This is a genomic window from Aquipluma nitroreducens, assembly GCF_009689585.1.
Taxonomy (GTDB): domain Bacteria; phylum Bacteroidota; class Bacteroidia; order Bacteroidales; family Prolixibacteraceae; genus Aquipluma; species Aquipluma nitroreducens.
The window spans coordinates 1,163,883-1,190,217 of record NZ_AP018694.1 but is presented as its reverse complement, the minus strand read 5'-3'; the positions used below and the strand labels follow the sequence as shown (position 1 = coordinate 1,190,217).

General features: G+C 39.9%; 19 protein-coding genes. 14 read left to right on the top strand and 5 right to left on the bottom strand.

The genetic code is table 11. From position 1 onward, the window contains the following. Positions 1 to 4: 4 nt before the first annotated feature. Positions 5 to 1,927: a glycoside hydrolase family 44 protein gene (locus tag AQPE_RS04955; protein WP_318349943.1), complete on the bottom strand. Its 1,923-nt coding sequence runs from the start codon at positions 1,925 to 1,927 to the stop codon at positions 5 to 7. Positions 1,928 to 2,058: 131 nt separating this feature from the next. Here AQPE_RS04955 and AQPE_RS04950 point away from each other — a divergent pair, with 131 nt between their 5' ends. The 7 genes from AQPE_RS04950 (at position 2,059) to AQPE_RS04920 (ending at position 12,003) form a co-directional block, all read left to right on the top strand. After that, a complete protein-coding gene (locus AQPE_RS04950) occupies positions 2,059 to 4,014 on the top strand; it encodes a cellulase family glycosylhydrolase (protein WP_318349942.1) in 1,956 nt (651 codons plus the stop codon). A gap of 150 nt (positions 4,015 to 4,164) precedes the next feature. Then, positions 4,165 to 4,887, top strand: coding sequence for a glycosyltransferase family 2 protein (locus AQPE_RS04945; protein WP_318349941.1), 723 nt, complete (start codon positions 4,165 to 4,167; stop codon positions 4,885 to 4,887). A gap of 92 nt (positions 4,888 to 4,979) precedes the next feature. Then, positions 4,980 to 5,900 (top strand): IS1595 family transposase, encoded by a 921-nt coding sequence (locus AQPE_RS04940; RefSeq protein WP_318349940.1) that lies wholly within the window; start codon positions 4,980 to 4,982, stop codon positions 5,898 to 5,900. 39 nt (positions 5,901 to 5,939) lie between these two features. Continuing rightward, positions 5,940 to 7,640 (top strand): hypothetical protein, encoded by a 1,701-nt coding sequence (locus tag AQPE_RS04935; protein WP_318349939.1) that lies wholly within the window; start codon positions 5,940 to 5,942, stop codon positions 7,638 to 7,640. 35 nt (positions 7,641 to 7,675) lie between these two features. Next, positions 7,676 to 8,422, top strand: a complete 747-nt coding sequence (locus tag AQPE_RS04930) for a class I SAM-dependent methyltransferase (RefSeq protein ID WP_318349938.1) — start codon at positions 7,676 to 7,678, stop codon at positions 8,420 to 8,422. A 27-nt stretch (positions 8,423 to 8,449) separates the two neighbouring features. Continuing rightward, positions 8,450 to 10,324, top strand: coding sequence for a hypothetical protein (locus tag AQPE_RS04925; RefSeq protein ID WP_318349937.1), 1,875 nt, complete (start codon positions 8,450 to 8,452; stop codon positions 10,322 to 10,324). A gap of 125 nt (positions 10,325 to 10,449) precedes the next feature. Then, positions 10,450 to 12,003 (top strand): ArnT family glycosyltransferase, encoded by a 1,554-nt coding sequence (locus AQPE_RS04920; RefSeq protein ID WP_318349936.1) that lies wholly within the window; start codon positions 10,450 to 10,452, stop codon positions 12,001 to 12,003. Between the two features lie 54 nt (positions 12,004 to 12,057). On the opposite strand, the gene AQPE_RS04915 is transcribed toward AQPE_RS04920, so the two are convergent. Further along, complete coding sequence (locus tag AQPE_RS04915; RefSeq protein ID WP_318349935.1) at positions 12,058 to 12,807, bottom strand: glycosyltransferase family 2 protein; 750 nt, start codon at positions 12,805 to 12,807, stop codon at positions 12,058 to 12,060. Positions 12,808 to 12,934: 127 nt separating this feature from the next. On the opposite strand from AQPE_RS04915, the gene AQPE_RS04910 reads away from it, so the two are divergent. Beyond that, positions 12,935 to 14,365 carry an ATP-dependent DNA helicase gene (locus tag AQPE_RS04910; RefSeq protein WP_318349934.1) on the top strand — a complete coding sequence of 477 codons (1,431 nt, stop codon included), beginning with the start codon at positions 12,935 to 12,937 and terminating at the stop codon, positions 14,363 to 14,365. A gap of 49 nt (positions 14,366 to 14,414) precedes the next feature. Here AQPE_RS04910 and AQPE_RS04905 read toward each other — a convergent pair whose 3' ends face one another. The 3 genes from AQPE_RS04905 to rpsA are packed head-to-tail and all read right to left on the bottom strand — an operon-like array spanning position 14,415 to position 17,784. Next, on the bottom strand, positions 14,415 to 15,359 hold the full coding sequence (locus tag AQPE_RS04905; RefSeq protein ID WP_318349933.1) for a ribonuclease Z: 945 nt from the start codon (positions 15,357 to 15,359) through the stop codon (positions 14,415 to 14,417). 7 nt (positions 15,360 to 15,366) lie between these two features. Continuing rightward, positions 15,367 to 15,720, bottom strand: coding sequence for an STAS domain-containing protein (locus AQPE_RS04900; protein ID WP_318349932.1), 354 nt, complete (start codon positions 15,718 to 15,720; stop codon positions 15,367 to 15,369). Positions 15,721 to 15,768: 48 nt separating this feature from the next. Continuing rightward, positions 15,769 to 17,784: a 30S ribosomal protein S1 gene (rpsA, locus tag AQPE_RS04895; protein ID WP_318349931.1), complete on the bottom strand. Its 2,016-nt coding sequence runs from the start codon at positions 17,782 to 17,784 to the stop codon at positions 15,769 to 15,771. Between the two features lie 277 nt (positions 17,785 to 18,061). Here rpsA and rfbA point away from each other — a divergent pair, with 277 nt between their 5' ends. The 6 genes from rfbA to guaA all read left to right on the top strand — a co-directional run bounded on the left by rfbA (position 18,062) and on the right by guaA (position 26,287). Further along, positions 18,062 to 18,943 (top strand): glucose-1-phosphate thymidylyltransferase RfbA, encoded by an 882-nt coding sequence (rfbA, locus tag AQPE_RS04890; RefSeq protein WP_318349930.1) that lies wholly within the window; start codon positions 18,062 to 18,064, stop codon positions 18,941 to 18,943. Between the two features lie 14 nt (positions 18,944 to 18,957). Next, entirely contained in the window at positions 18,958 to 19,515 is a 558-nt protein-coding gene (rfbC, locus tag AQPE_RS04885; RefSeq protein WP_318349929.1) for a dTDP-4-dehydrorhamnose 3,5-epimerase, read from the top strand. Beyond that, positions 19,515 to 22,139: a dTDP-4-dehydrorhamnose reductase gene (gene rfbD / locus AQPE_RS04880; protein ID WP_318349928.1), complete on the top strand. Its 2,625-nt coding sequence runs from the start codon at positions 19,515 to 19,517 to the stop codon at positions 22,137 to 22,139. Before rfbC ends, rfbD begins: the two co-directional genes overlap by 1 nt. 39 nt (positions 22,140 to 22,178) lie before the next feature. Further along, positions 22,179 to 22,934, top strand: a complete 756-nt coding sequence (locus AQPE_RS04875; protein ID WP_318349927.1) for a 3-keto-disaccharide hydrolase — start codon at positions 22,179 to 22,181, stop codon at positions 22,932 to 22,934. A gap of 71 nt (positions 22,935 to 23,005) precedes the next feature. Next, positions 23,006 to 24,616, top strand: coding sequence for a CotH kinase family protein (locus AQPE_RS04870; protein ID WP_318349926.1), 1,611 nt, complete (start codon positions 23,006 to 23,008; stop codon positions 24,614 to 24,616). A gap of 141 nt (positions 24,617 to 24,757) precedes the next feature. Beyond that, a complete protein-coding gene (gene guaA, locus AQPE_RS04865) occupies positions 24,758 to 26,287 on the top strand; it encodes a glutamine-hydrolyzing GMP synthase (RefSeq protein WP_318349925.1) in 1,530 nt (509 codons plus the stop codon). The last annotated feature ends 48 nt before the right edge of the window (positions 26,288 to 26,335 follow it).

Below are 26,335 nucleotides of genomic sequence, written 5' to 3'. Positions count from 1 at the left end.
TAATTTACTGGTTTTTAGTTTTAATCAGCTTAATGGTCTCAACATTAGTTTCAGAATAGAATCTTATCCAATAAATTCCATCCGGATAGTTGCTGGTGTCCAGATTGAGCTGATGATTTCCGGCCTCGAAAGCCGAATTGATAATCGTTTTCAGAACTTGTCCGTTAGAATTGAATAGTGCAATATTCATCGTGCTTTTTTCCGGAAGCGAAAAATCAAGTGTAGTTTGGTCGTTTGCGGGATTTGGATAAGCAGTTGCGTTGAAATTATTCTTCGGGAGTTCCGGAGTCGACCCCATCACAAGCGATTTCAGGATGATTGCATTGACTGACAATGGCACCAGCTCAATGCTAATGCGACTTGTTGTGGTCTGAACCTGAGTTTTTTTCAGGGCATTACTGGCGTGTGAAACAAACGTCTCTGCCGAGCCAAGGCCAGCGATCGAATACATAGGGCATGAGCCGGGAGATGCATGATATCCTGAAATATTTAGATCAACGGTTTTTTTCTCGGTCAGCGAACGGTTAACCAGAACAACAGTCATCGAATCGGATGTTGCATTTACCGTTGGGTAGGCTGAAATCAACGTTTCATCCTGAGACGTTGCCTGAACGTAGTTTTCCTGGTTGTAACGGCTGTATAAGTGTAACGTTTCCCACATGCCAATATCCCAGCTCCATGGGGTGAAAATTTCAACGCCGTTTTTCATAAATTCGCCCAGGATTGAGGCATACCAAACTGCCTGAACATTCGCATTGGTTGATTTCATACCTGTTTCGGTAACTGCCAAACCTACGCCATGATTGGCGCCCATGTATTTGGTTAGCCAATCGGAGCACCGGCCTAAAATATATTCCTTGTTGATGTTTGAATCCCAACCTCCGTTTACAGTATGAACGCCATTCGCTTCGGGATAATCGTAGTTGCGATCGAAAAATACGCGATGCAACTGTACGCATTTGGCGGCATCAGAGGTTTCAGGATAATAATGAATATCAAGCACATCAAGCAAACGGATGCCACTTGCTTTTTCTTCTTCAGCGATTCGTTTGATGAAAAATTCGAGCCAGCAATATTTTTTTCCGTCCGATGGTATTCCGTCGTTGCCCCATCGGTACCATTGCCATTCGTTTGCCGGAACTGGTCCTGAAAGTTTGATGTCAGGATATTTGGCGCGTGCAGCTTTGGCCACTTTAAAATAGAGTTGCATAAATTCCTCAGCCGAACATTGGGTTTTCATGACATCGTCATGCGTGCCAGACCATATTTCAGGCTCATTGTCCATGCTCCAATATTGAATTTTGCTTTTGTCGTATCCAAGTCCTTTGGCGCCAAACCATTTATCGAGAATCCCGACTGTAGAATCGGCTGTCCAAGGCATCAGGTAAAGATTTGGATTGCCTTCGACTGTAGCTTTTGCGCCACCTGCTTTGTTCGGCTGTCCACCACCTGCCAGATTCTGAGCAACGCCGCTCCACCACTGCGATTGATTGTATGTCCAATCGGAAAAATTATTATTTGCATTTGCGGCGGCCATACCAAGAAGCTGAAACGACCACATTCCCTGAACTCCCGGTAATTTATCGAACATGTTTTTAGCTGCAATATCCCAGTCGTTTGCATACACATTGTTGTACCAATCAGGATGACTCGATAGTTTTAACCTCCAATTGTATTTGGTGCTATTGTTCCCGCCTCCCTGGCGTATGAAGCGGACTCCGGCTTCTTTGGCTTTTGTAACTTCTTCGGATGTTCCGGATGTTAAAAAGGTGTTTGGCAGAACATTATTTTTGCCATAGATGTACGGAGAAACTGCTTTGGTGGGTTTTGTCAGGTCGATGTCAACCCGAACCGGAGTTTGTGCAAAACCAGGATTGCCAACAATTAGCAGTATGAATAAAATTGTAAGAATAGGTATTATTCTCATTTCAGCAATTTGTTAGGTCGTTCGATTAAAAGTCAAAATGTAAAAAGTACAATTACAAATAAACTCAATTTTTTCGATACTTTAGTCGATCAGATTACAGTAATAGTTTATCAACACAAAAAAGAATGAAGTTGAGATTTAAGATAGTATCAATCATTGTATTCGTTTTGGGTTTATCAACACTTCAAGCACAAACTCCCTTTTCGAAAGGAGTAAACCTGACAAACTGGTTTCAAACAGGTAGTGCCCGGCAAATACAATTTACCAAATATACCAAACAGGATTTAATCCGGATAAAAAGTCTGGGTTGCGATGTTATTCGTTTGCCGATTAACCTGCACTTCATGACTAATGGTTCGCCCGATTATTTGATTGATCCGCTGTTCTTTGATTTCCTGGATCAGGTAGTGGATTGGGCCGAAGAACTGCAAATTCACCTTTTGCTCGACAATCATTCGTTCGATCCAAATGTGGATACCCAACCGTCTATCGAAACGGTTCTTCTGAAAGTTTGGCCGCAGATGGCCGCACACTATAAAAACCGTTCGAACTACGTGTATTACGAAATTCTGAACGAGCCTCATGGAATTGCAACTGTTGCCTGGTGCCAGATTCAGCAAAAAGTTATCGCCGCGATTCGGGCAATCGATACCAAACATACCATCGTTGTTGGAGCTTCAGGATATAACAGCTACAACGAACTAAACAATATGCCGCTTTATGACGATACCAATCTGATTTATACATTTCATTTTTACGATCCGTTTATATTCACCCATCAGGGAGCAACCTGGACCAGCTACATGCAGGATTTGGCGGGAGTGCCTTTTCCGTATGATGCCGCCCGAATGCCTGTTACTCCAGCCAGCGCCAAAGGTACCTGGGTTGAAAGTTCGCTGAATAATTATAAAAACGATGGAACTGTTGCCAAAGTAAAGCAATTACTCGATGTTGCAGTAAACTTTAAGACAACCCGAAACGTGCGGTTATTTTGCGGCGAGTTTGGCGTTTACATTCCCAATAGCCCTCATGCTGATCGGGTTTTCTGGTACGATGTGGTGCGCAAATATCTCGAAGAAAAAGGGATGGCCTGGACAACCTGGGATTATCAGGGTGGATTTGGTCTGTTTAAAAAGGGAACCAGCGAATTGTTCGATTACGATCTGGACACCGAAATTCTGAAGAGTTTGAATTTTACTGTTCCTGTGCAAAGCGAGTTTGTGATTACTCCGGAAACTAAACCAATTGATATTTACACTGACTACATCGGACAGTCGATTTTTGAATCGGGAAATGCAGGAAACGGTACGATCGATTATTATTCGTCCGATGCTCAGGCAGGTAAATACTCTATTTACTGGACTGGCAGCAATCAATATGCCGGACCTGGTTTCAATTTCAAACCCAATAAGGATTTTTCGAAACTGATTGCAAATAATTACGAATTGGATTTTTGGGTGAAGGGTGATACTCCTGGCACAAAATTCCAGATCAGGTTTCTGGATACCAAATCTACCGTTGTGGGCGATCATCCGTGGCGAATAAGCTACGACATTGATCAGACAAAAGTGACCTGGAACGGAATCTGGCAACATTTGAGAATTCCGCTAAGTAGCTTCAGGGAAACTGGCTCATGGGACAGTTCGTGGTATAATCCTGAAGGTAAATACGATTGGAAAGCGGTTGACCGCTTTGAGATTATCTCAGAGTTTAACGCTTTGGGAACACAAAAAATATGGTTCGACGAAATTCGGATTAATGGGTCCCCAATCACATCTGCTGCAAAACAATTGGAAACTACAGGATTCAAGGCCAAAGCTTACCCCAATCCATTTACTTCCGAAACTACCATTGAATACGATCTTGCAGAATCGGGTGATGTTGAGGTGAGTATTTATGATCTGACCGGTCGGAAGATTGAAGCACTCATCCATTCTTTTCAAAGTGAAGGGAGGCATCAATTAACCTGGATTCCGCAACAAAACGGGTCGGTAAAAGCTATTGCCAGTGTTTATTTTTGTAGAATAACTTGTTCAGGAAAAACGGAAGTAGTGAAATTAATCAGCAACGGGGATAAAATGCGATAACTGCATTTAATTTGAACTTAGGTTAAATCATAAAAAGCATTTACTTTTGGGTGCAAAAATTTTGTACTAAAAATATAGATCATCGGCAATAATTATTCTGATTTTTGGTTAGCATAAAGATCCAATACACAAAAAGATAAATTTTGTAGAATGAGTGAAAAATTACTTTCAATTATAATTCCAGCCTATAACGAAGAAAGAACAATTTCTTCAATTTTGTATAAAGTCTCGGAAGTCGTGTTGATAGGAGGAATGAAAAAGGAAATAATCGTAGTTAATGATTTTTCAAAAGATCAGACAGTTGCCGTTGTCGAGAAATTTAAAGAGGCGAATCCGGAAGTCAACATTCAGCTTTTTAGTCAACCCAAAAATAAGGGGAAAGGAGCAGCCATTCATAGGGGAATTGCGGAGGCTAACGGAGATTACATTATTGTTCAGGATGCCGACCTTGAATACGATCCGCGCGAATTCAACGATTTGCTAAAACCAATAGTGGAAGGTTTTGCCGATGTGGTATTTGGTTCGCGATTTTCAGGAGGAAACCCGCACCGGATTTTATTTTTTTGGCATTCAATCGGTAATAAGATGCTTACTTTTTTCTCCAACATGTTCTCCAATCTGAACCTTACCGATATGGAAACCTGTTACAAACTTTTCAGGGCCGACATTATCAAACAAATAAAATTGAAGGAAAACCGCTTTGGTTTTGAACCTGAAGTAACTGCAAAAATTGCAAGATTCCCCGATGTCCGGATTTATGAAGTTGGAATTTCTTATTACGGAAGAACGTATGCGGAGGGAAAGAAAATTAGTTGGAAAGATGGATTGCGAGCCTTTTATGTGGTTCTAAAATATAACACATGGTCGAAATAGTCTTGTTAATTCGACGCCTATTCTGAGCTACTTTGAAGTTCTTAAAAATGAATTCGTTTAATTGAATTAGGCGTTTTGAAAATACAATAGAAATGGCCAACTTTGGGGAAAAAGCATTAGCAATGGAGAACAAATTCAGAAGCCTGACTATTTTTGAGTTCCAGGAACGTTTCCCTGACGAGGATTCCTGTTATGCCTATTTGAGTGAATTAAAATGGGGAACTGGTTTTGTATGCCCCAACTGCGGACACACCAAATATTGCAATGGTAAGCGTAAATACGACAGGCAGTGTACCAGTTGTCACCGCATATCTTCACCAACGAGCGGGACGTTGTTTCATCAGTTGAAGTTTTCTGTATTAAAGGCCTTTTACATCGTTTACTATGTCAGCACGAATAAAAAAGGGATTAGTAGTACTGAACTGAGCAGAAAGCTGGGACTAAGACAAAAAACTTGCTGGAAGTTCAAAGGCAAGGCAATGAAAGCGATGGAGAGCAGTGGTAACCACAAAATCAATGGTAATGCCGAAGTTGACGAGACCGTTGTTGGTGGCCAGGAAGAAGGAGTTGTGGGAAGAAAAAACGCAAAAAAGAAGCTGGTTGTATTTGCCATTGAGCGCAGCGGCAAAGGAGTTAGCCGTATGTATGGGAAGGTTATCCAGAAGAGCAGTTCAAAAGAACTTGGTGAATTTATGAAAACAACTATTGGTCTGGATGCACAAATAAAAACGGATAAATGGCGGGGATATGCTCCTTTATCAAAAGACTTCAAAAACCTCGTACAGGTTGATTCTGGGAAAAAGGGTGGTAACTTCCCCGATTTGCACCGGTGTATTATGGGATTCAAAGGCTGGCTCAGGGGAATGCACCATCAGGTTGACAATTTGCAGGCTTATATTGACGAATACTGTTATCGGTTTAACCGTAGCAATATGAAAGATGGAATTTTTGACAACCTATTGAAAAGAATGGTTAAAGCTGATCCCTTCCCATATAAACCAATTATTACTTAAATGCCTAATTCAATCGTTTAAATTAATGGTTTCATATAAATGCATCAATTTATAAGATTTCTTAATTCGATTAGAACACTATTAGTCTGGATTTTGATTACCACGTTATTGGCTTTACTGATAAGTAACCGCCATCATAAATCAGGGACTTTCAACTGGATGACTCCTTTGTGGGCCGACCAGGCAGGGTATTATGTGTATCTTCCGGGTCTGTTTATCTATCATTTTGATGCAAAAAGTTTTCCCGAAAAGATTGAAGAAAAAACAGGGTTAGGATTTTCTCTCGATTTAGAAAAGAATAAGGTAATATCCAGATATACCTGTGGAACGGCTATCCTTCAAGCTCCGTTCTTTTTAATCATCCATGTATTGGCCGGAATATTAAATCAGCCGCAAGATGGTTTTTCAGGAATATATCATAAGGTACCCGATCTGGCGGCATTGTTTTATTGCATCCTGGGATTGTTTTTTCTTCGAAAATTCTTGCTTTTTTATTACCGAAATCGCACGGTGTGGTTCACCATTCTTACGCTTTTTTTTGGAACAAATCTGTATTATTATGCGATTGATAGTACCGGAATGTCGCATATTTATTCGTTCGCATTGTTTGCAGTAGTTGCATGGCTGACCAAAATGATGCTTTTAGGAGAAACGAAACGAACGTATCTCTATTTCATTTGTTGGAGTTTACTTTTCGCGTTGATTGTGTTAATCCGACCAAGTAATATCTTGCTTTTTCCATTTTTGTTTTGTCTCGATTGTAATTCAAGTGCAGAATTTATTCAGCGGGTCAAACGATTTTTATCTTTCAGGGTAATCCTGATTTTACTTGTTTCTTCCTTCATCGTATTTTTACCTCAGTTTTTATATTGGAAATATGTATCAGGAAGCTATATTACTGATTCGTATCAAGGCTTTGGCTTTTCGAATTGGAAATCACCTAAAATTCTGGAACTGTGGTTTTCTCCTAACAATGGATTATTTCTATACAGTCCGCTGTATCTGGCTTTCATTGCTGGTATGTTGCTAATGATTAAGAACAAAATGAGGAATGGCTGGGTTATCTTAATCACATTTCTGGTGGCTACATATATTTTTGCATCCTGGTTCATCTTTTCATTTGGATGCGGCTTTGGAAGTCGGAATTATGTTGAGTTTCTTGTTTTGTTTTCACTTCCGTTAGGGTACATCTATTCACTTATTCCTGAATTCAGAATAGGTAAAAGATATCTTATTATTCTCTTGATTTTTGGACTTAGCATCTTTAACCTTCGGTTAGTTTATTCTTACAACAGATGTTTCCAGGGAGGTGATTGGGATTTTAAGGAGTATGTTTCGTTCCTGGTAAAAATCCGGAAGTATCATCAGACTTTGGATATGAAAGGACTAGAACACATGGCTCCTGAAAATGAATATTCAAAAACTTTGTATTTGCAAGCAGGCAAAATTTACTATTTAAAATATAAAAAAGCCGTTGTTCGAACAGAAGTAACGCTTGAATCGAAAGATTCGGAGGCCGCCTTGGTTTTAGCTATTGAAACTCCTGATACGACGCTTTACTGGAATGCCTTCCGGCTAAAAGATCAGGTACCGGACGGTAAACTTCATAAAAAACAGACTGTTGAAGGTGAGTTTTGGATTCCGGCTTCAATACCAAAAAATGCAACAATTGCTACCTATATTTGGAATAAAAACAAAGAAACATTGACTGTTAGTGAATTCGATTTATATTTAGAGTAGCTTTTTGTTATAAATCAAGGTGTAAATTTTTTAGGATGATAAATGACGATATTCTCAATCATGGCACAGAAACATTAGAGGTAATTTCTGATGCAGGTAAATTTAACCAATGGATGTATCAGACTATAAAACCATACTGTTCCGGAAATATTCTTGAGGTTGGGAGCGGAATAGGCAATATTTCACAATACTTTCTGGACGATGGCTTCGAAATTTCGTTGAGTGATTTAAGCCCTGATTATTTCAATATTCTGGAAAGTAAGTTTAGTGGTTTCGATAATTTAAAAGGACTTTTCACGCTCGATTTTGCTGAAAAGGAACTGGAACAAAAATATCCTCATCTGATCGGACAATTTGATACCGTGTTCGCGTTGAATGTGCTGGAACATGTTCCAGATCACGAACAAGCCATCCGAAATTGCAGGTTACTTTTGAAACCCGGCGGAAACCTTGTGATTTTGGTTCCGGCTTTTCAATCATTGTTTAATCAGTTCGATATTGCCTTGGAACATCAGAGAAGATACACTCCGAAAAGCCTGAAAAAAGTGATGGCGATTCCGGGATTCAAGGTTATTCATTCGCAATATTTTAATGTAATCGGCATTTTAGGCTGGTTTGTTTCAGGCAAGCTAATGAAAAAAAACACCATTCCCGGTGGACAAATGCGTTTGTACGATAGGCTCGTTCCACTCTGGAAAGTTGTTGACTGGACTCTTGGCAGCCTGCTTGGATTATCGGTAATTATGGTCGTTCAAAAAGACGAATATGAATTTAATAAATAATAAACGCATAGGCATATTAGACAAACAATGAAGAAAATTGATAATCGGGTAGCTTATATTATTCTATTTTTTTGTGCTTTGTTTTTTGTGCTTTTTTCCGTCTATTCCAAAGGGAACTGGGGAGGGGCTGATAGTTACTCGCACTACCGGATTTCCCGCTATGCATTTAAATATCCACATCTTTTTCTGGACTTATGGGGAAAACCAGTATTTAATATTTTGAGTTCACCCTTTTCTCAATTCGGATTTCTGGGTATCAAAATCTTCAATGCTGGCGTTGCATTGCTTTCCGCTTTCATTGCTTATGATATTGCAAGAATTTATAAATGGCATGCCAGTTATATGGCTATTCTGATGTTGCTTTTTGCCCCGATATATTTTATTATTATTCCTTCTGGACTTACAGAACCGCTATTTGGGCTGGTACTTATTTCTGCCGTTTGGTTTTTCATTAAAGACCGCTTCATCTTTTCTGCAATGATCATTTCGCTACTTCCTTTTGCCCGAAATGAAGGATTTGTGATATTGCCTCTGTTTCTGACCGCATATTTATTAAAGAAGGAATATCGTGCCATTCCGTTTCTTGGTTTTGGTTTTTTCTTTTTTAGTCTGATTGGTTGGGCGGTTTTTCATGATTTTTTCTGGATTTTTCCCCAATCGCAAGGAGGAGGGGATCAGGGAATTTATGGAACGGATTCATTGTTTCATTTTGTTTATTCGATTGATAATATTCTTGGTATTCCAATCTTGATCTTTTGGTTAGTTGGTTTTGTTTTTTCGACTTACGCAATACTTAAAAATTTCAGAAAGGTAAACAACGAGCATTATTTTTACCTGCTCGTTGTGGGTGGGTTTCTTGTTTATTTTGCAGCTCATTCGGTAGTAAGGTGGTTGTGGGAAGGCAGGTCGCTGGGATTGATTCGGGTCATTGCAGGCGTTGTGCCACTGGCAGCATTGTTATCGATGAGAGGAATGCATGAAGTATTGAAGAAATTTGAACACAACAGAAGACGTTCACTGGTCTTTATTTTCGTATTTGGAATCATAATTTCTTCATATCCATTCTTTAAATATCCGGTTCCAATTCCTCCTGGCGGTGAAGAGAAGCTAATCAGGGTAACTTCTGAATGGTTGAAAGAGAAAGATTTAGATAAGCAACGAATCTTTTATTTTGATCCGTATCTGGTTCATCTTTTGAATTTTGATCCATATGATCAGTCATTATCATTTCAGGGTGTAGCAGATAAATTACAACCGTCGAATAGCATGAACATAGGAAATTTACTAGTCTGGGATGCCCATTTTGGCCCTAATGAAGGAGGTGTTCAGCTTGATAATCTGATGGATGATTTACACCTTCAGCTCATTAAGACTATACTGCCATCCGAAAACTTTAAGGTTCTTGGAGGTTATGATTATGGCATTTATATTTTCAGAAAAGTGGAACAAAAAATCATTCAGGAAAAGAAACAGGTTTTGTTCCGTGAGTTGGCTTTTGGTGATTCAAGGGATGAACATGTGATAATGATTGACGGGAAAAAGGTGTTGAAGATGGATTCCCAATTGGAGTTTAGTCCTTCTATTCAAGTTCCTGTTGCTGAAATTCAGGCTCAGGATTTTCTGGAAATTTCAGCTTCTGCCCGGATTCTTTTGCAAGAGCCCCTGGAGCTGGGCATCGGATTGTTGGTTTTATCTGTTGAAGCTGATCAGAAATCGGTAAGTTATAATAAGGTAGTATTGGCAGCAAAACCTTCCGATATTCAGAATTGGCAGGAAACTTCATTTACATTGAGGTTGAATGCTAATTTCCCGGAAGGAGCAATATTGAGTTTATATGTTTGGAACAATGGGAAAAAGAACTTGTTACTTGAGAATCTGAAATTGACCATATCTGGGTTTTAATTTGGAAGCAGAATACTTTCAATATTTGTAAGGGTTGTTGTAAATTGACGGTAAAAATGATTTTGTATTTGAACCCGTGGCAGAGGGTAATTAAAGCAAGGAATATCAATATGTTTTACACTATTATGAAACTAGACTTTATAAAATCAAATTGGTTTGGAAATGTAATTTTTGCATCGGTACTTTTGTCAATGTTTTTTTATTACGGGCTAAACAAAACGTTCTTTGATCCCCCTCAGTCAGTACATGTCTGGAGACAAACAAACAGCATATCTTTAACTCAAAACTACTACCAGTACAACCTTCCTTTTTTAGAGCCTGAAATGCACAACCAGTTTGGGAATGGAGGTATTTCAGGAAAGGCGGTGGGAGAATTCCCGGTGATTTATTATTTTGTCGCACAACTTTGGAAAGTTTTCGGTAAACATGAATGGATTTTTAAATTGGTGCAGATCGCCATACTTTTTATGGGATTATTTTCTTTGTATCTAAGTTTAAAACATTTGCTAAAGAGTCAGCTTTGGGCAGGGTTTGTCAGTTTGCTGATTTTTACTTCACCAATGATCGTTTTTTACGGGCCTAACTTTTTGCCGGATGTTCCGGCCTTGTCATTTGTTTTTATTGCATGGTATTTTATTTTCAGGTTTTTAAACAACCGGCAGGCAATTGACCTCTGGGGTTCGGCATTGTTTTTTTGCCTGTCGATGCTAATAAAGGTTACTTCTGCAATTTCGTTTGTTGCTCTTGCAGGATGGGTGATTTTTGAATTAATTTTCCTCAAGGAAAACCGCCGGATTTTTAAATTCAAGCTGAAATATTTTTTACCCTTTGTGTTAGCTTTCATTCCTGTGGTTTTGTGGTATGTTTATGCTGATTATTACAATACGATAAATAAAGGGCATTTTTCTTATCATGGAATATGGCCGATCTGGGATGTGACTAAGGCAGATTTTTACAGGATAATTGACATACAGGATAAGATTTTTTTCAGACAACTTTTCTTACCATACACCCAATATATTACTCTCCTAATTTGGCTGTATCTGGTCGCTTCAATCAGAAAGTTAAGCCCAATAATGCGGTATTTCATTCTTGTTTTACCTCTCGGGTTTTTGATTCAAGTCCTTCTTTGGTTTAAGATCTTGGATTATCATGATTATTACATGATTAACCTTGTTGTGGTGTTGGTTGCTGTTTGGACAATCTTTATTATCCAGCTTAAAAGGCTAGAATTGAAGTTGTATTTAAAATTTGCAGCTTACGGGTTAATTTCGGTCTTTTTTATTTGGAATGCTATTGCTTGTCGGAAACATCTGAATGAAAGATATGAAGGGTGGATGAATGAGACTTATAATAAGCATTTTAAGACATTGATTGATATTGGACCTTCTTTTCAGAAGTGGGGAGTAAACCAGGAAGATAAAGTTATATCCATCCCTGATTTTACAATTAATACCACACTATATTATATGAACAGAAAAGGTTATACCGATTTCGCGAGTGATTTTTCAAAGGCCGAAACATTTTACTGGCGTATTGAGCAAGGTGCAAAATATCTAGTGATTAATGACTCAACTATTCTTTCAAGGGAATATTTGAAACCATTCATTCAAAAAAAAGTGGGAAAGTTTGAAAATGTTTTGGTTTATGATATTCAGAATATTAAACCTGAAAAATAAACTGTTTATCAGGTTTTTTATTCATAAAAGTAGTTTCTGCGATTTTTCTATGTGCTAATTATTCTTTTTATAAATGATATTTTTTAAAATCCCCCATTTCTGCAACCTGTATTGTATTGATGTTTTTAGAACACCTATTCCGTAAATCGAACTGTTTTTGATGTTGATACTCGACGCATCGTCAAAATACTTGGTGGGACAGGTTATTTCAGCCATTTCGTAACCGGCATACCAGATTTGTGCAAGCATTTGGTTGTCGAATACAAAATTGTCGGAATTGGCATTGTAATTTACCTTTTCCAGAACTTCGCGCGAGAAAGCCCGGTATCCGGTGTGGTATTCCGAAAGTTTGGCATTCATCATGATATTCTGAAACAAGGTCAACAAGCGGTTGGCGATGTACTTGTACCAAGGCATCCCGCCAGCCAGTGCACCCTTTCCAAGTATTCGAGAACCTAAAACTACATGGTACAATTCGTTGGCAATTAGGTGACTCATCGAAGGGATCAACTTAGGTGTATATTGGTAATCAGGATGTAACATGATTACAATGTCGGCTCCCAGTTCGAGCGCTTTGTTGTAACATGTTTTCTGGTTGCCACCATAGCCTTTGTTCACTTCATGGCTGATAATGTGTTTTATTCCAAGTCGCCCAGCTTCTTTTACTGTTTCGTCTTTGCTTTTATCGTCAACCAGAATTACTTCGTCAACAATGGAGAAGTCGATTTCGTTGTATGTAATTTCGAGTGTTTTAGCTGCATTGTAGGCGGGCAGAACTACCACAACCTTTTTACCGTTGATCATTCTCGTTTTTTCTGTAAATATAGGTGGTTTTAACTAAAACGAAAAGTTCAGTCTGAAAGTATAGAAATGGATTTTCCTTGTATATTCTTTGCGTAACTTAGTGGCGAAAAGTCAAGCATAGCCCTTCATGATAACAAAACACATCCAGTCAGAAATAATCAGGTATTTAGGGAAAGAGCCAACCAAGGGGCAAGAGGAACTTTCCCTCAGGTTCGCCGATTTTATTTCCGGGTCGGACTTGGATTCTGTATTTCTGCTGAAGGGCTATGCCGGAACTGGTAAAACCACAATGCTAAGTGCATTGGTTGCGACTTTTACAGCGTTTAAATATAGGTCGGTTTTGCTCGCGCCAACCGGACGAGCTGCGAAAGTTCTGTCGGGATACACCGGACAAAATGCCTATACCATTCATAAAAACATCTATCGCCAGCAATCGTCGAGTGACGGATTTGGACGATTTGTGCTGAACAAGAATCTATTTAAAGACACTTTCTTTATTGTCGACGAGGCTTCGATGGTTCCCAACTCGAATGCCGAATCCTCGATATTTGGCTCCGGACGTTTGCTCGAAGATTTGATTGAATACGTTTATTCAGGCTCAAACTGCCGGTTGATTTTGGTGGGTGACACAGCGCAGCTTCCACCAGTTGGACTTGACATTAGCCCGGCATTGTCGAAGGTGGAACTTGAGTTTTACGACCGGGCGGTTTTTGAATATGAGCTGACTGATGTGGTAAGGCAAAATCAAAACTCCGGAATTTTGCACAATGCCACAATGATCCGGAACCAGATTACCGACACCTATTTTTCTCCTGGTTATTTCCCTCTGGAATTGAACGGTTTTGATGACATACGGCGAATTGGCGGAGCCGATCTGATTGAAGAGATTTCGACCTGTTACGACCGTTTCGGGCTGTTTGAAACCATTGTGGTGACCCGGTCGAACAAACGAGCCAATAAGTTTAACGAAGGTATACGCAGCACGATTTTGTACAAAGAAGCCGACATCTCGGTTGGCGACTTGATTATGGTGGTGAAGAATAACTATTTCTGGCTCGAAGCCAATGAAAAAATCGATTTTATTGCCAACGGGGATATCGCCGAAATTATTTCGATTGGGAAATACGAAGATCTGTATGGCTTTCGGTTTGCCAACGTGAGCCTCCGTTTGATCGACTATCCGGATATTGAATTTGACTGCAAAATTATTTTAGATACACTAGCCATTGAATCGGCATCGTTAACCGGCGAGCAAAACCGAAAATTATTCGATGCCGTTTCTGAAGATTACCTGGACATCCGAAGCAAGAAAAAGCGTTGGGAAAAGGTTCGGGAAAATCCCTTTTTTAACGCGCTTCAGGTAAAATTTGCGTATGCCGTTACCTGCCACAAAGCGCAGGGCGGACAATGGAAAGCTGTTTTTGTCGATCAGGGCTACCTGACCGAGGAAATGATCAACATCGAATTTATGCGTTGGCTATACACCGCCTTTACCCGCCCTACCGAACGGCTGTATCTGGTAAATTTCAATAAAGAATTTTTTGAAGAGAGTCATTAGGAAAGAGTCATTACTCATTAGGAAAAGGATATCCAAATTTTCTGAATGACTATTGACCTTTTTCTTCAACAGGGAAAATCTGCCCTTCAGTAATTGCTTCAGTATTCGGGAAAATTGCCTGCGCTTCCTTCAGGATAACTGTGTGGTCTTTATACCGGGCAGAGAAATGCCCGATAATTAACTTGCCAACTTCTGCTTTTAAGGCAGCCCGGGCGGCATCTTCGCCTGTGGAGTGATAGGTGCTTTGTGCTAAATCTTTATTGTCGCTGGCAAAGGTCGCTTCGTGGTAAAGCAAATCCACGTTCCGAACCGATTCGATATACGATTCGTTATAACGGGTGTCGCTGCAAAAGGCGAATGTTCGTGCACGATGTTTATTCTTTGTCAGCTCTGAATGGGAAATAAGGCGGCCATCGCTGGTCATAAAATCTCCGCCTTCTTTGATTCGCTGCCGGTCGCGAATGGGAATTTGGTATTCTTTAATCTTTTCAAGAAGTAAATTAGGTAAGGCTGGTTTTTCTTCGAATCGGAATCCACAGGTCGAAATCCGGTGATCTAAAGGAAACGAGTACACGTTAACCTTCGAATCTTCATAGATTTTCTGTTCTTTCTTGAAATTCAAAGGGTGAAAGATTATTTTGAAAGGGAGTTCTGTGGCATACAAAAACTCAACCTGAGGTGAAAGAAATTTCTGTAATTCAGAATGTGAATAGATGTGCAAATCGTTTTCGCGGCCAATTAGTGCAAAGGTCGAAATGAGCCCGATCAATCCAAAAATATGGTCGCCATGAAGGTGGGAAATGAAAATGTGGTTGATTCGGGAGAATCCAATCTTGTATTTCCGCATTTGAGTTTGCGTGCCTTCTCCGCAATCGATCAAAAAAAACCGCCCGGATACATTAAGTACCTGGGCGGTTGGATATCTGTTTGATGTAGGTAATGCAGAACTTGTTCCGAGAATTGTCAGTTGAAAAGGCATAGTTATACCTGACATGGTCAGACTAAAGTTTTTCCTTTTCGATCAGAAGATTTACTGCTTCATCAAATGTTTTAGTAATAATCAAAACAGTATGTAACATCGAAATCCTGATAATCTGTTCAACATCGGGCTGAAGGCCAGTCAAAATAAATGTTCCAATTGCATCTTCACAGAGCCGGTTCGCCACCAAAATGGCGCTTAAGCCGGAAGAATCACAATATTCACAATTACTGACATCCAGAATGATGTTTTTCTCGCCATTCGCATTTACCGCTACAAGTTCTGATTTCAGATCCGGAGCATTGCTGGTATCCAGTCTGTCATTCAGCACTTTTATGCGTGTATAGTCTGCTATTTTTACTATTTCGAAATCCATAGATGCAATTTAAGGAATTCTCATGGATTTATTTATACTAAAAACAGACTAATTTTCTTTCTGCTCGTCGGCTTCCATTTGAGATCTCAAAGCAGCCAATTCAGAAATATCTCCAAGTGTAGTCTTTTCAGCACTATTGGTTTCTTTCACTTGTTTTACGGCTTTAGTTGTAGCTTTAGCCTGAGTTTTCCGTTTTGCTGTTTCTTCAGCTTTTTTCTCATCTTCGAATACTCTTGAATGAGAAAGGATGATGCGTTTAGCAGCTTTAGAGAATTCAATGACTTTGAATTCCATTTTTTCTTCGAGCTGAGCCTGACTTCCGTCTTCTTTTACCAAGTGACGTGGAGTGGCAAAACCTTCAACACCATAAGGAAGAGCGATAGTTGCACCTTTGTCGAATAATTCAACAACGGTTCCTTCGTGAATTGAATCAACTGAGAAAATAGTTTCAAATACATCCCATGGATTTTCTTCCAATTGTTTGTGGCCTAAGCTCAAACGACGGTTGTCTTTGTCGATGTCCAAAACAACAACATCAATTTCAGAACCGATTGAAGTGAATTCAGATGGATGTTTGATTTTCTTAGTCCAGCTTAAATCTGAAATGTGGATCAAGCCGTCAACGCCTTCCTGAATTTCAACGAATACGCCGAAATTGGTGAAGTTGCGAACGGTTGCTTTGTGTTTTGTTCCAACACCAAATACAGTGTCGATTTCCTGCCATGGATCAGATTTCAATTGTTTGATGCCCAATGACATTTTGCGTTCGTCGCGGTCTAATGTTAAGATCTGAGCTTCGATTTCGTCGCCAACTTTCAGGAAGTCCTGAGCGCTGCGTAGGTGCTGTGACCATGACATTTCAGAAACGTGGATCAAACCTTCAACGCCGGCAGCGATTTCAACAAATGCACCGTAGTCGGCCATAACCACTACTTTACCTTTAACCGAATCCCCAACTTTCAATTCAGCGCCAAGGCTATCCCATGGGTGAGGAGTTAATTGTTTCAATCCAAGAGCGATACGTTTTTTGTCATCATCGAAGTCAAGAATTACAACATTCAATTTCTGATCCAATTCAACGATTTCGTTTGGATGAGTAATACGGCCCCAAGAAAGGTCAGTAATATGGATTAATCCATCTACGCCACCAAGGTCGATAAATACACCGTATGAGGTGATATTTTTAACAGTACCTTCAAGTACTTGTCCTTTTTCAAGTTTAGAGATAATTTCTTTTTTCTGCAGTTCGAGTTCAGCCTCGATTAATGCTTTGTGGGAAACTACTACGTTACGGAATTCGTGATTGATTTTAACCACTTTGAATTCCATTGTTTTGCCAACATACATGTCGTAATCGCGAATTGGTTTCACATCGATTTGTGAACCTGGAAGGAATGCTTCGATTCCGAATACATCTACAATCATACCGCCTTTAGTACGACATTTGATGTAACCTTTGATTACTTCATCTCTGTCAAGAGCTTCGTTTACACGATCCCATGAGCGTAATGCTCTTGCTTTTTTGTGAGAAAGGATCATCTGGCCTTTTAAATCTTCAAGGCTTTCGATGTAAACTTCAACTAAATCTTTTGGTTTTAATTCTGGGTTGTAACGGAATTCGTTTAAGCTGACGATACCATCTGATTTGTAACCGATGTCAACAACAACTTCACGTTTGTTCATTGAAATAACGCGTCCTTCAACCACTTCTTTTTCCTGAACAGTTGTCAGGGTTTTTTCATAAAGAGTTTCAAGATCTTTTTTTGTTCTTCCACTAAAACCTTTGTCTTCTTCTTCCAAAGCATCCCAGTCAAAATCAGCCGGTTCTGCAACAACAACTTTAGGCGCTTTTGCCTTTTTTTCTACTGGAATAACTACAGGCTCAGCAAATTCTGCTGCTTTTTCTTCAGCCTGAGCAACAACTTCTTCTTTTGCAGCTTCTACTTCTTCAGCCACTTCTACTGGAGCAACAGCTTCTTCAACTGCTACTGCTTGTGTTTCAACAGTTTCCTGTTGTTCGAGTTCAACCTTTGGATCAAGGTTCTCTGAATTGTTTTCTACCATTTAATAATCAATTAATTAATGAGTTAGACTATATGTAAATAAATGCGCCGCAAAATTAAGACTATTCCACTATAAACCAAAGGTTTTTCAGTGATTTTTCGGAAGTCAGAATAAAGTAGCGTCGTCGAAACAGCTTCTGATCGGTTTTTTTGTTTCCCTCATATAACTTGTAGGAACGTGTAAAATCTGAAATTCGATTTTTTTTTGTTCCTGTTAAGTAATAATCCTTATTTTTGATTGTTTTCTGTAGTAATTAGAATTAACACTTAAATATAACATGAAAGGAATCATCCTTGCAGGTGGATCAGGCACTCGTTTGTATCCTATAACAAAAAGTATTTCGAAGCAAATTATCCCGATTTACGATAAACCAATGATTTACTATCCGTTGTCGGTTTTAATGTTGGCCGGAATTCGTGAAATTCTCATTATCTCAACACCAAAAGATATTCATTTGTATAAGGATTTGCTGGAAGATGGAAGCCAATTGGGTATAAAACTCGAATATGCTATTCAACCTTCGCCCGATGGGTTGGCACAGGCTTTTACGATTGGCGAGAAATTTATTGGCGAGGATTCAGTTTGTATGGTTTTGGGCGACAACATATTCTACGGATATAATTTTAGTTCAATTCTTGAAGAGGCAGCGGCTTTAAAAGATGGGGCCATCGTGTTCGGGTACTACGTGAACGACCCGGAACGATACGGTGTTGCTGAGTTTGATGAAACCGGTAAGGTGTTGTCGATCGAAGAAAAGCCTGAAAATCCGAAGTCAAATTATGCGGTTACCGGATTGTATTTTTATAGCAATGATGTGGTAAAAAAGGCATTTGCATTAAAACCTTCGAAAAGAGGTGAATTAGAGATAACCGATCTGAACCGGGTTTATTTGGAAGAAGGACGTTTAAATATGAAATTACTCGGGCGAGGTTTTGCCTGGCTCGACACCGGTACCCATGAAAGCTTGATGCAGGCTTCAAATTTTATTCATACCATCGAAGAACGGCAGGGATTGAAAGTGTCGTGTATTGAAGAAATTGCTTTTCTGAAAGGATATATTACTAAAGAACAGTTACTTAAATTGGCTGAGCCTCTAAGGAAAAATCAATATGGAGAATATTTGATAAAACTGGCCAACCGGAAAGTTTTATCGTTTTAAAGACAAAAGGAAGAATGAAGATAATTGAAACACCTATCACGGGTCTCCTAATTATAGAGCCTCGGGTTTTTGCTGATGAGCGGGGATATTTTTTTGAAAGTTTCAGCGCAACCAAATTTGCCGAAAATGGATTGATTTCTGATTTTGTGCAGGATAATGAATCGAAATCGCATTACGGCGTTATTCGTGGGTTACATTACCAGCTTGCACCGTATGCTCAGACAAAACTGATACGCGTTGTGCGTGGCACTGTTTATGATGTTGCAGTTGATTTGCGTGCCGGTTCACCTACTTTTGGTCGATGGTATGGGGTAATTGTAAGTGCCAGCAATAAAAGGCAATTCTATATCCCCAAAGGATTTGCACACGGCTTTTCAGTATTGAGCGAATATGCCATCTTCTCCTATAAATGTGATGAGTTTTACAATCCTAAGGCCGAGCGCGGTATCCGTTTCGATGATCCGGCATTGAATATTGATTGGAGACTTCCGGCAGAATTAGGCGTGATTTCTGAAAAAGATAAAATACATCCTTTTTTGGCTGATGCCGAAATCAATTTTAAATTTGAATAATGAAAACGAAAGTATTGGTTACTGGCGCAAAAGGACAATTGGGATCCGAAATCCAAAAAATCTCAGGATCATTTCCTGAAATAGATTTCTATTTTACTGATGTTGAGGAACTTGATATTACAGATCCCTGGAAAGTGGCTGATTATCTGATCCTAAATAAACCACAATTTCTGGTTAATTGCGCAGCTTATACTGCTGTTGATAAGGCTGAAACTGATTTAGAGACTGCAACTCTTCTGAATGCGACTGCCGTTGGTATTTTAGCCGAACAAGCTGCCGACATTGGCTGTAAAATAATCCACGTCTCTACTGATTATGTATTCAACGGTAGGGGTCCCAGGCCTTACAGGGAAGATGACCGGGTTGATCCGAGGTCAGTATATGGTAGTACTAAGCTGGAAGGCGAGGTTTTGTGCATGAAAAACAACCCTGAATACATGATCATCCGGACTTCGTGGTTGTATTCGGCTTTTGGTACTAATTTCGTGAAAACAATGGTTCGTTTGGGTGGCGAAAAAACTGAGCTTGGAGTTATTGCTGATCAGATTGGTAGTCCAACCAATGCTGCCGATTTGGCTGATGCAATTTTAACGATAATTTCATCTGTCATAAGTGCCGAAAAGCAGTTTGTCCCTGGAATATACCACTATTCTAACGAGGGCGTTGCTTCGTGGTACGATTTTACAAAGGCAATTTTCGATATTGCAAAAATCAATTGTTTGGTGAAACCGATTGCATCCGAAGATTATCCTTCTCCGGTTCAGCGGCCAGCCTATAGCGTCATGAATAAATCGAAAATTAAACTTAATTTTGGCTTACAAATTCCACATTGGAGAGACAGTTTAACCGAGTATTTTCAGAAAAGAAATAACGATATGGCAACAAATCAGGAAGTATTGGAAAATGTAAAATTGAGGGCTGCTGAATGGCTCACTGATGTTTACGATGAAGCAACAAAGGCTGAAGTTCGCAGGATGCTTAGCAATGAAGATCCAACCGAATTGATTGATTCTTTTTACCGCGATCTTGAATTTGGTACTGGTGGTTTGCGCGGTATCATGGGTGCCGGAATCAACCGCATGAATATTTATACCGTCGGAGCTGCCACCCAGGGATTAAGTAATTATCTCAAAAAAGAGTTTGCTGGTCTTCCTGAAATTAAAGTTGCAATTTGCTACGATTGCCGCAACAACAGCCGTTTGTTTTCCGAAACCAGCGCTGATATTTTTTCAGCAAATGGAATCAAGGTTTTCCTTTTCGAAGATTTACGTCCAACTCCGGAATTGTCGTTTGCAATTCGCGAGTTAGGTTGCCAGAGCGGAATTATCCTGACCGCATCGCACAACCCAAAGGAATACAATGGCTATAAAGCATACTGGGACGATGGATCACAGATTGTTTCGCCACACGATGAAAACATCATTGACGAGGTATTGAAAGTAAAAGCTATTGATATTAAATTCAAGGGAGATAAAAGCCTAATTACCATTTTGGGCGCCGATATGGATAACCTTTTCCTCGAAAAAGTGAAGAGTGTTTCTATTTCTCCGGAAGTTGTTCAGCGGCAAAAGGACTTAAAAATAGTTTATACGCCAATTCATGGAACTGGCGTTCGCATGATTCCTGCCGCCTTGCGTGCATTTGGCTTTGCCAATATTATCAATGTTCCTGAACAGGATGTGGTAAGTGGTGATTTTCCAACGGTTGTTTCACCAAATCCGGAAGAAACTGCAGCGCTTTCAATGGCAATAGCAAAAGCTGTTGAAGTTGATGCCGATGTGGTATTGGCTTCCGATCCTGACGCTGACCGGATTGGAGTTGCAGTTAAAAATGACAAGGGCGAATTTGTTATTTTGAACGGAAACCAGACCGCTTTGGTATTTATTTTTTACATTATTAGTAAGCGTAGGGAGAGTAACAAGCTTTTGGGCAACGAGTTTATCGTAAAAACCATTGTAACTACAGAACTGATTGCAAAAATTGCAGAACGGAATAACGTCGATTTTTATGATGTGTTTACCGGCTTTAAATACATTGCTGAAGTCATTCGCGATCTGGAAGGCAAAAAAGTTTACATTGGTGGGGGCGAAGAAAGCTTCGGTTTTATGCCTGCCGATTTTGTTCGCGATAAAGATGCCGTTTCGTCGTGCGCGTTGATGGCCGAGATCGTTGCCTGGGCAAAAGATCAGGGCAAATCGTTGTACGAAATGCTTCTGGATATCTATCTGAAATATGGCTATTCGCGCGAAAAAATGAAATATGTGGTGCGCAAAGGAAAAACCGGAGCCGAAGAAATTCAGCAGATGATGGTTAACTTCCGCACCAATCCACCAAAAGAACTGGGTGGCTCAAAACTGAAAATTGTAAAAGATTACGAAACTTTAATTGCAAAAAATCTTCTTTCCCGGGAAGAGACTAAGATCGATCAGAAAACAACCTCGAATGTATTGCAGTTTTTTACCGAAGACGGAACAAAAATATCTGTTCGTCCATCAGGAACTGAGCCAAAGATTAAATTCTATTTCGAGGTTGCAGGTGAATTTACTAAACGTGCCGACTACGACACTGTTGAGAAATTGGCTGATGAAAAGATTGAAGCCATAATGCAAGAGCTTGATTTGTAATCTGAAGTGAGTATTAAATAAAAACTAAAACCAAATCAAATGAAAAGTGTATTGTTTACAGCAGTTGGTGTATTAGCCATAACTGCAACTTTTGCCCAGGGAAGAACTGATTTCCCTATGAAACCTGAAATGACTGAAATCTGGGATCCGGAAATTTCAGTAGTTACTCCCGGTGCAACACCACAGGATGCCCCGGCGGATGCCATTGTGCTTTTTGATGGGAAAGTAATTGCTTCGGAGTGGACCAATGATGCAGGCGCAGAACCCGGCTGGAAAGTTGCCGATGGTTGTGTTACCGTAGTTAAAGGTTCAGGCGTTATTAAAACAAAAAGACAATTCAACGATTTTCAGCTTCACATCGAATGGAGAACTCCTGCTGAAGTAGTTGGCGAAAGTCAGGGACGTGGAAATAGTGGTATTTTCCTTCAGGGATTGTATGAATTACAGGTATTAGACAACTATAATAATCGCACTTACCGTAATGGTCAGGCCGGAAGTTTCTACAAACAATATCCACCTTTGGTAAATGTTTGTAAAGGCCCTGGTGTATGGCAGGTTTATGATGTTATTTATACTGCACCCCGCTTTAATGCAAATGGCACTTATTTTACACCTCCAACTGTAACTGTTTTGCAGAATGGTGTATTGGTTCAAAATCATGTGGCGTTACGCGGGCCAACCGAGTATATTGGTATTCCTGAGTATTTCGAAAAACCTCACGGAGCTGGGCCAATCATTCTTCAGGATCACGGTAATCCGGTTAGTTACCGCAATATTTGGATACGAGAATTGTAATTTATACCTTGGCAAAGCTTTCTGATTTCAGAAAGCTTTGTTTTTTTTGATCTAACGCTAACCACAAACAAATGACTTTTAAGCTGAGGTGTGCCTTCTTTTTTATATTTTTTTCGTTCTTTTCGTCCTCTGTCTTTTCTCAGATCTATTTTACTTCATCAAATCTTCCTTTGGTTGTAATCAACACCAATGGTAAACAAATAATTGACGATCCAAAGATTATTGCTGATATGGGAATCATTTGGAATGGATCTGGTAAACGGAACTCGCTGAGTGATCCAAAGAATAATTACAATGGTAAAATTGGGATCGAAATCAGGGGGTCATCTTCGCAAACGTTCCCCAAAAAAAGCTATGGACTTGAAACGAAATCCAATGATTTGGTAACAACTGATTACTCATTACTAGGTATGCCAGAGGAAAATGACTGGATTCTTTATGCTCCGTACACCGATAAAACAATGATTCGTAATGTTCTCACCTATATACTCGATGCTTCATTTGGACATTGGTCGCCCCGATGTCGGTTTGTCGAACTTTTTCTGAACGGAAGTTATGAAGGCGTTTATGTTCTGATGGAAAAAGTCAAGCGAAATAAGAACCGGGTTGATATTGCAAAATTAACTACAACTGATAATTCAGGAGAAGACCTGACCGGCGGGTACATTATCAAAATTGATAAAACTACTGGTAGTTCTGGAGCTGGTTGGTATTCAAATTATTCAAATGTATCAGGATTTACGTATTATCAATATGATTATCCGAAATCAGACGTAATAACTTCGTCACAACGAACATATATTCAGAATTATACAAGGAGTTTGGAGACTGCTTTGTACCAGGGAAAGTATTCTGGGACGGGAAGTTATCATGATTTTCTGAACGACTCGTCGTTTGTCGATTTCATGATTATTAATGAATTAGCCAAAAATGTGGATGGTTACCGCTTGAGTTCGTATTTATACAAAGGGAAAAACGACCGGATGAATTGTGGCCCGATTTGGGATTTTAATCTAGGCTACGGAAATGCTGATTATTACAATGCCTGGACGCCTTATGGATTTCAATATCAGGCTAATCTTGGTGCCGATAATTGGCAAAATCCATTTTGGTGGAACAAATTAATGGCTGACCAGTCATTTGTATCGAAGCTAAAAAAACGCTGGAGCCTACTCCGCAAAAATGAACTTTCAAACCAGCGTATCACTTTTGTTATCGACAGCCTGACCAATGTGATTGCAGAAGCCAAAGATCGCAATTATCAACGCTGGCCCATTATGGGTGTTGAAATATGGCCAAATTATTACGTGGGTTATTCATACACTTCAGAGGTTGACTGGATGAAAAACTGGATCTCGGATCGTGTGACCTACCTCGACTATCATTGGCCATACAATTTTACTGGTACCGACGATCATTTGGTTTCACAATCAAAATCTATTTTTCCGAACCCATTTTCTGATCAGATAACCATTCATCTGGCAACGGACAATAATGGTTCCGGTTGGGCCGAAATTTATAATATGAGCGGAGCTTTACAACTGAAATCAAATGTAATGATTCAGAAAGGCTTGATTCAGCTTGAGTTTTCAGGAAGAAATACATTGAGTAGCGGATTGTATCTGCTGAAGATTAGTCAAAATAATCGTATTTTATTGAGTGAAAAAGTGGTTAGACGGTAAATAATTGACCATCTACAATTCCAATTGGTAATTGTTAAATTGTTTAGATGGTCAAATGGTTAAATGGTCGGTGATAGATGCATAAATGGTAAAAGGCAAATTGTAAATTAATTATCTTTGGCGCAATTAAAAAATATCTTCATGCAGGAAAAAATTCTAATCCTCGATTTTGGTTCGCAGTACACTCAATTGATTGGCCGTCGCGTCAGAGAGTTAAATGTTTATTGCGAAATTTATCCATATAATCATTATCCAACTATTGATGAGAGTGTTAAAGGGGTTATCCTATCTGGAAGTCCGTTTTCGGTTCGCGATGCCGATGCGCCAAAGCCTGATTTGTCGCTGATCAAAGGGAAAATGCCTTTGTTGGGTGTTTGCTACGGAGCACAATACTTATCTCACTATTTTGGTGGCGAAGTTGCACCTTCGAATTCACGCGAATACGGGCGTGCCAACCTTGGCTTTGTTGACAATTCGAATCCGTTATTTAAGAACATTGGTCAACATTCGCAGGTGTGGATGTCGCATGGCGATACCATTGTTCGCATTCCTGAAAATTACAAGGTAATTGCCAGCACTGCCGATGTAGAATATGCCGCCTACCAGATTGAAGGTGAAGAAACATTTGCCATTCAGTTCCATCCTGAAGTTTATCATACGACCGAAGGAACCCAGCTTTTGCAGAACTTTGTGGTTGATATTTGTGGCTGTAAGCAAGACTGGACGCCTGCTTCGTTTATCGAAACAACCGTAAAGGAACTGAAAGCCAAATTAGGCAACGATAGGGTGGTGCTTGGCCTTTCAGGCGGAGTTGATTCGTCGGTAGCCGCTGTACTTTTGCATCGTGCCATTAGCAAGAACCTAACCTGTATTTTTGTGGATAATGGCTTGTTGCGTAAAGATGAGTTTCAACAGGTGCTCGATTCATATCAACACATGGGACTGAATGTCATTGGTGTTGACGCCAGTCAAAAATTCTGGGATGATCTGGCTGGGGTTAGAGAGCCGGAAGCAAAGCGTAAAATTATTGGCCGCGATTTCATCGAAGTGTTCGATGTGGAAGCTCACAAAATAAAAGATGTAAAATGGTTGGCGCAGGGTACTATTTATCCTGATGTAATCGAATCTGTTTCGGTGAACGGACCATCGGCAACCATAAAATCGCATCACAACGTGGGTGGATTACCCGAGAAAATGAACCTGAAAGTGGTTGAACCGTTGAAGTTGCTTTTCAAGGACGAAGTTCGCAGGGTAGGGAAGGCCTTGGATATGAAACCAGAGCTATTAGGTCGTCACCCTTTCCCCGGACCAGGATTGGGCATCCGGATCTTGAGCGATGTGACTCCCGAAAAAGTGCGTGTTCTTCAGGAAGCTGATGCAATCTTTATTAATGGACTGAAAGAATGGGGCTTATACGACAAAGTTTGGCAGGCTGGCGTGATGTTACTTCCAGTACAGTCAGTTGGTGTAATGGGCGATGAGCGTACTTACGAAAACGTAGTCGCGTTGCGTGCAGTCGCTTCAACCGATGGAATGACAGCCGATTGGGTACATTTGCCTTACGAATTTCTTGCAAAGATGTCGAACGAAATCATTAACAAAGTGCGTGGAATCAACCGCGTAGTTTACGACATCAGCTCAAAACCACCAGCAACCATCGAGTGGGAATAGAAAGTCCGAAGTCCGAAGATGGAAGACGGAAATGTTGCTCCGATGACT

Excerpts from the sequence above, each read along its gene's own strand:
- AQPE_RS04905 (WP_318349933.1), bottom strand. The coding sequence starts at position 15,359 with ATGTCAGGTATAACTATGCCTTTTCAACTGACAATTCTCGGAACAAGT.
- AQPE_RS04910 (WP_318349934.1), top strand. The coding sequence starts at position 12,935 with ATGATAACAAAACACATCCAGTCAGAAATAATCAGGTATTTAGGGAAA.
- AQPE_RS04940 (WP_318349940.1), top strand. The coding sequence starts at position 4,980 with ATGGCCAACTTTGGGGAAAAAGCATTAGCAATGGAGAACAAATTCAGA.
- rpsA (WP_318349931.1), bottom strand. The coding sequence starts at position 17,784 with ATGGTAGAAAACAATTCAGAGAACCTTGATCCAAAGGTTGAACTCGAA.
- rfbC (WP_318349929.1), top strand. The coding sequence starts at position 18,958 with ATGAAGATAATTGAAACACCTATCACGGGTCTCCTAATTATAGAGCCT.
- AQPE_RS04900 (WP_318349932.1), bottom strand. The coding sequence starts at position 15,720 with ATGGATTTCGAAATAGTAAAAATAGCAGACTATACACGCATAAAAGTG.
- AQPE_RS04945 (WP_318349941.1), top strand. The coding sequence starts at position 4,165 with ATGAGTGAAAAATTACTTTCAATTATAATTCCAGCCTATAACGAAGAA.
- guaA (WP_318349925.1), top strand. The coding sequence starts at position 24,758 with ATGCAGGAAAAAATTCTAATCCTCGATTTTGGTTCGCAGTACACTCAA.
- rfbD (WP_318349928.1), top strand. The coding sequence starts at position 19,515 with ATGAAAACGAAAGTATTGGTTACTGGCGCAAAAGGACAATTGGGATCC.
- AQPE_RS04875 (WP_318349927.1), top strand. The coding sequence starts at position 22,179 with ATGAAAAGTGTATTGTTTACAGCAGTTGGTGTATTAGCCATAACTGCA.
- AQPE_RS04920 (WP_318349936.1), top strand. The coding sequence starts at position 10,450 with ATGAAACTAGACTTTATAAAATCAAATTGGTTTGGAAATGTAATTTTT.
- AQPE_RS04930 (WP_318349938.1), top strand. The coding sequence starts at position 7,676 with ATGATAAATGACGATATTCTCAATCATGGCACAGAAACATTAGAGGTA.
- AQPE_RS04935 (WP_318349939.1), top strand. The coding sequence starts at position 5,940 with ATGCATCAATTTATAAGATTTCTTAATTCGATTAGAACACTATTAGTC.
- rfbA (WP_318349930.1), top strand. The coding sequence starts at position 18,062 with ATGAAAGGAATCATCCTTGCAGGTGGATCAGGCACTCGTTTGTATCCT.
- AQPE_RS04925 (WP_318349937.1), top strand. The coding sequence starts at position 8,450 with ATGAAGAAAATTGATAATCGGGTAGCTTATATTATTCTATTTTTTTGT.
- AQPE_RS04955 (WP_318349943.1), bottom strand. The coding sequence starts at position 1,927 with ATGAGAATAATACCTATTCTTACAATTTTATTCATACTGCTAATTGTT.
- AQPE_RS04915 (WP_318349935.1), bottom strand. The coding sequence starts at position 12,807 with ATGATCAACGGTAAAAAGGTTGTGGTAGTTCTGCCCGCCTACAATGCA.
- AQPE_RS04870 (WP_318349926.1), top strand. The coding sequence starts at position 23,006 with ATGACTTTTAAGCTGAGGTGTGCCTTCTTTTTTATATTTTTTTCGTTC.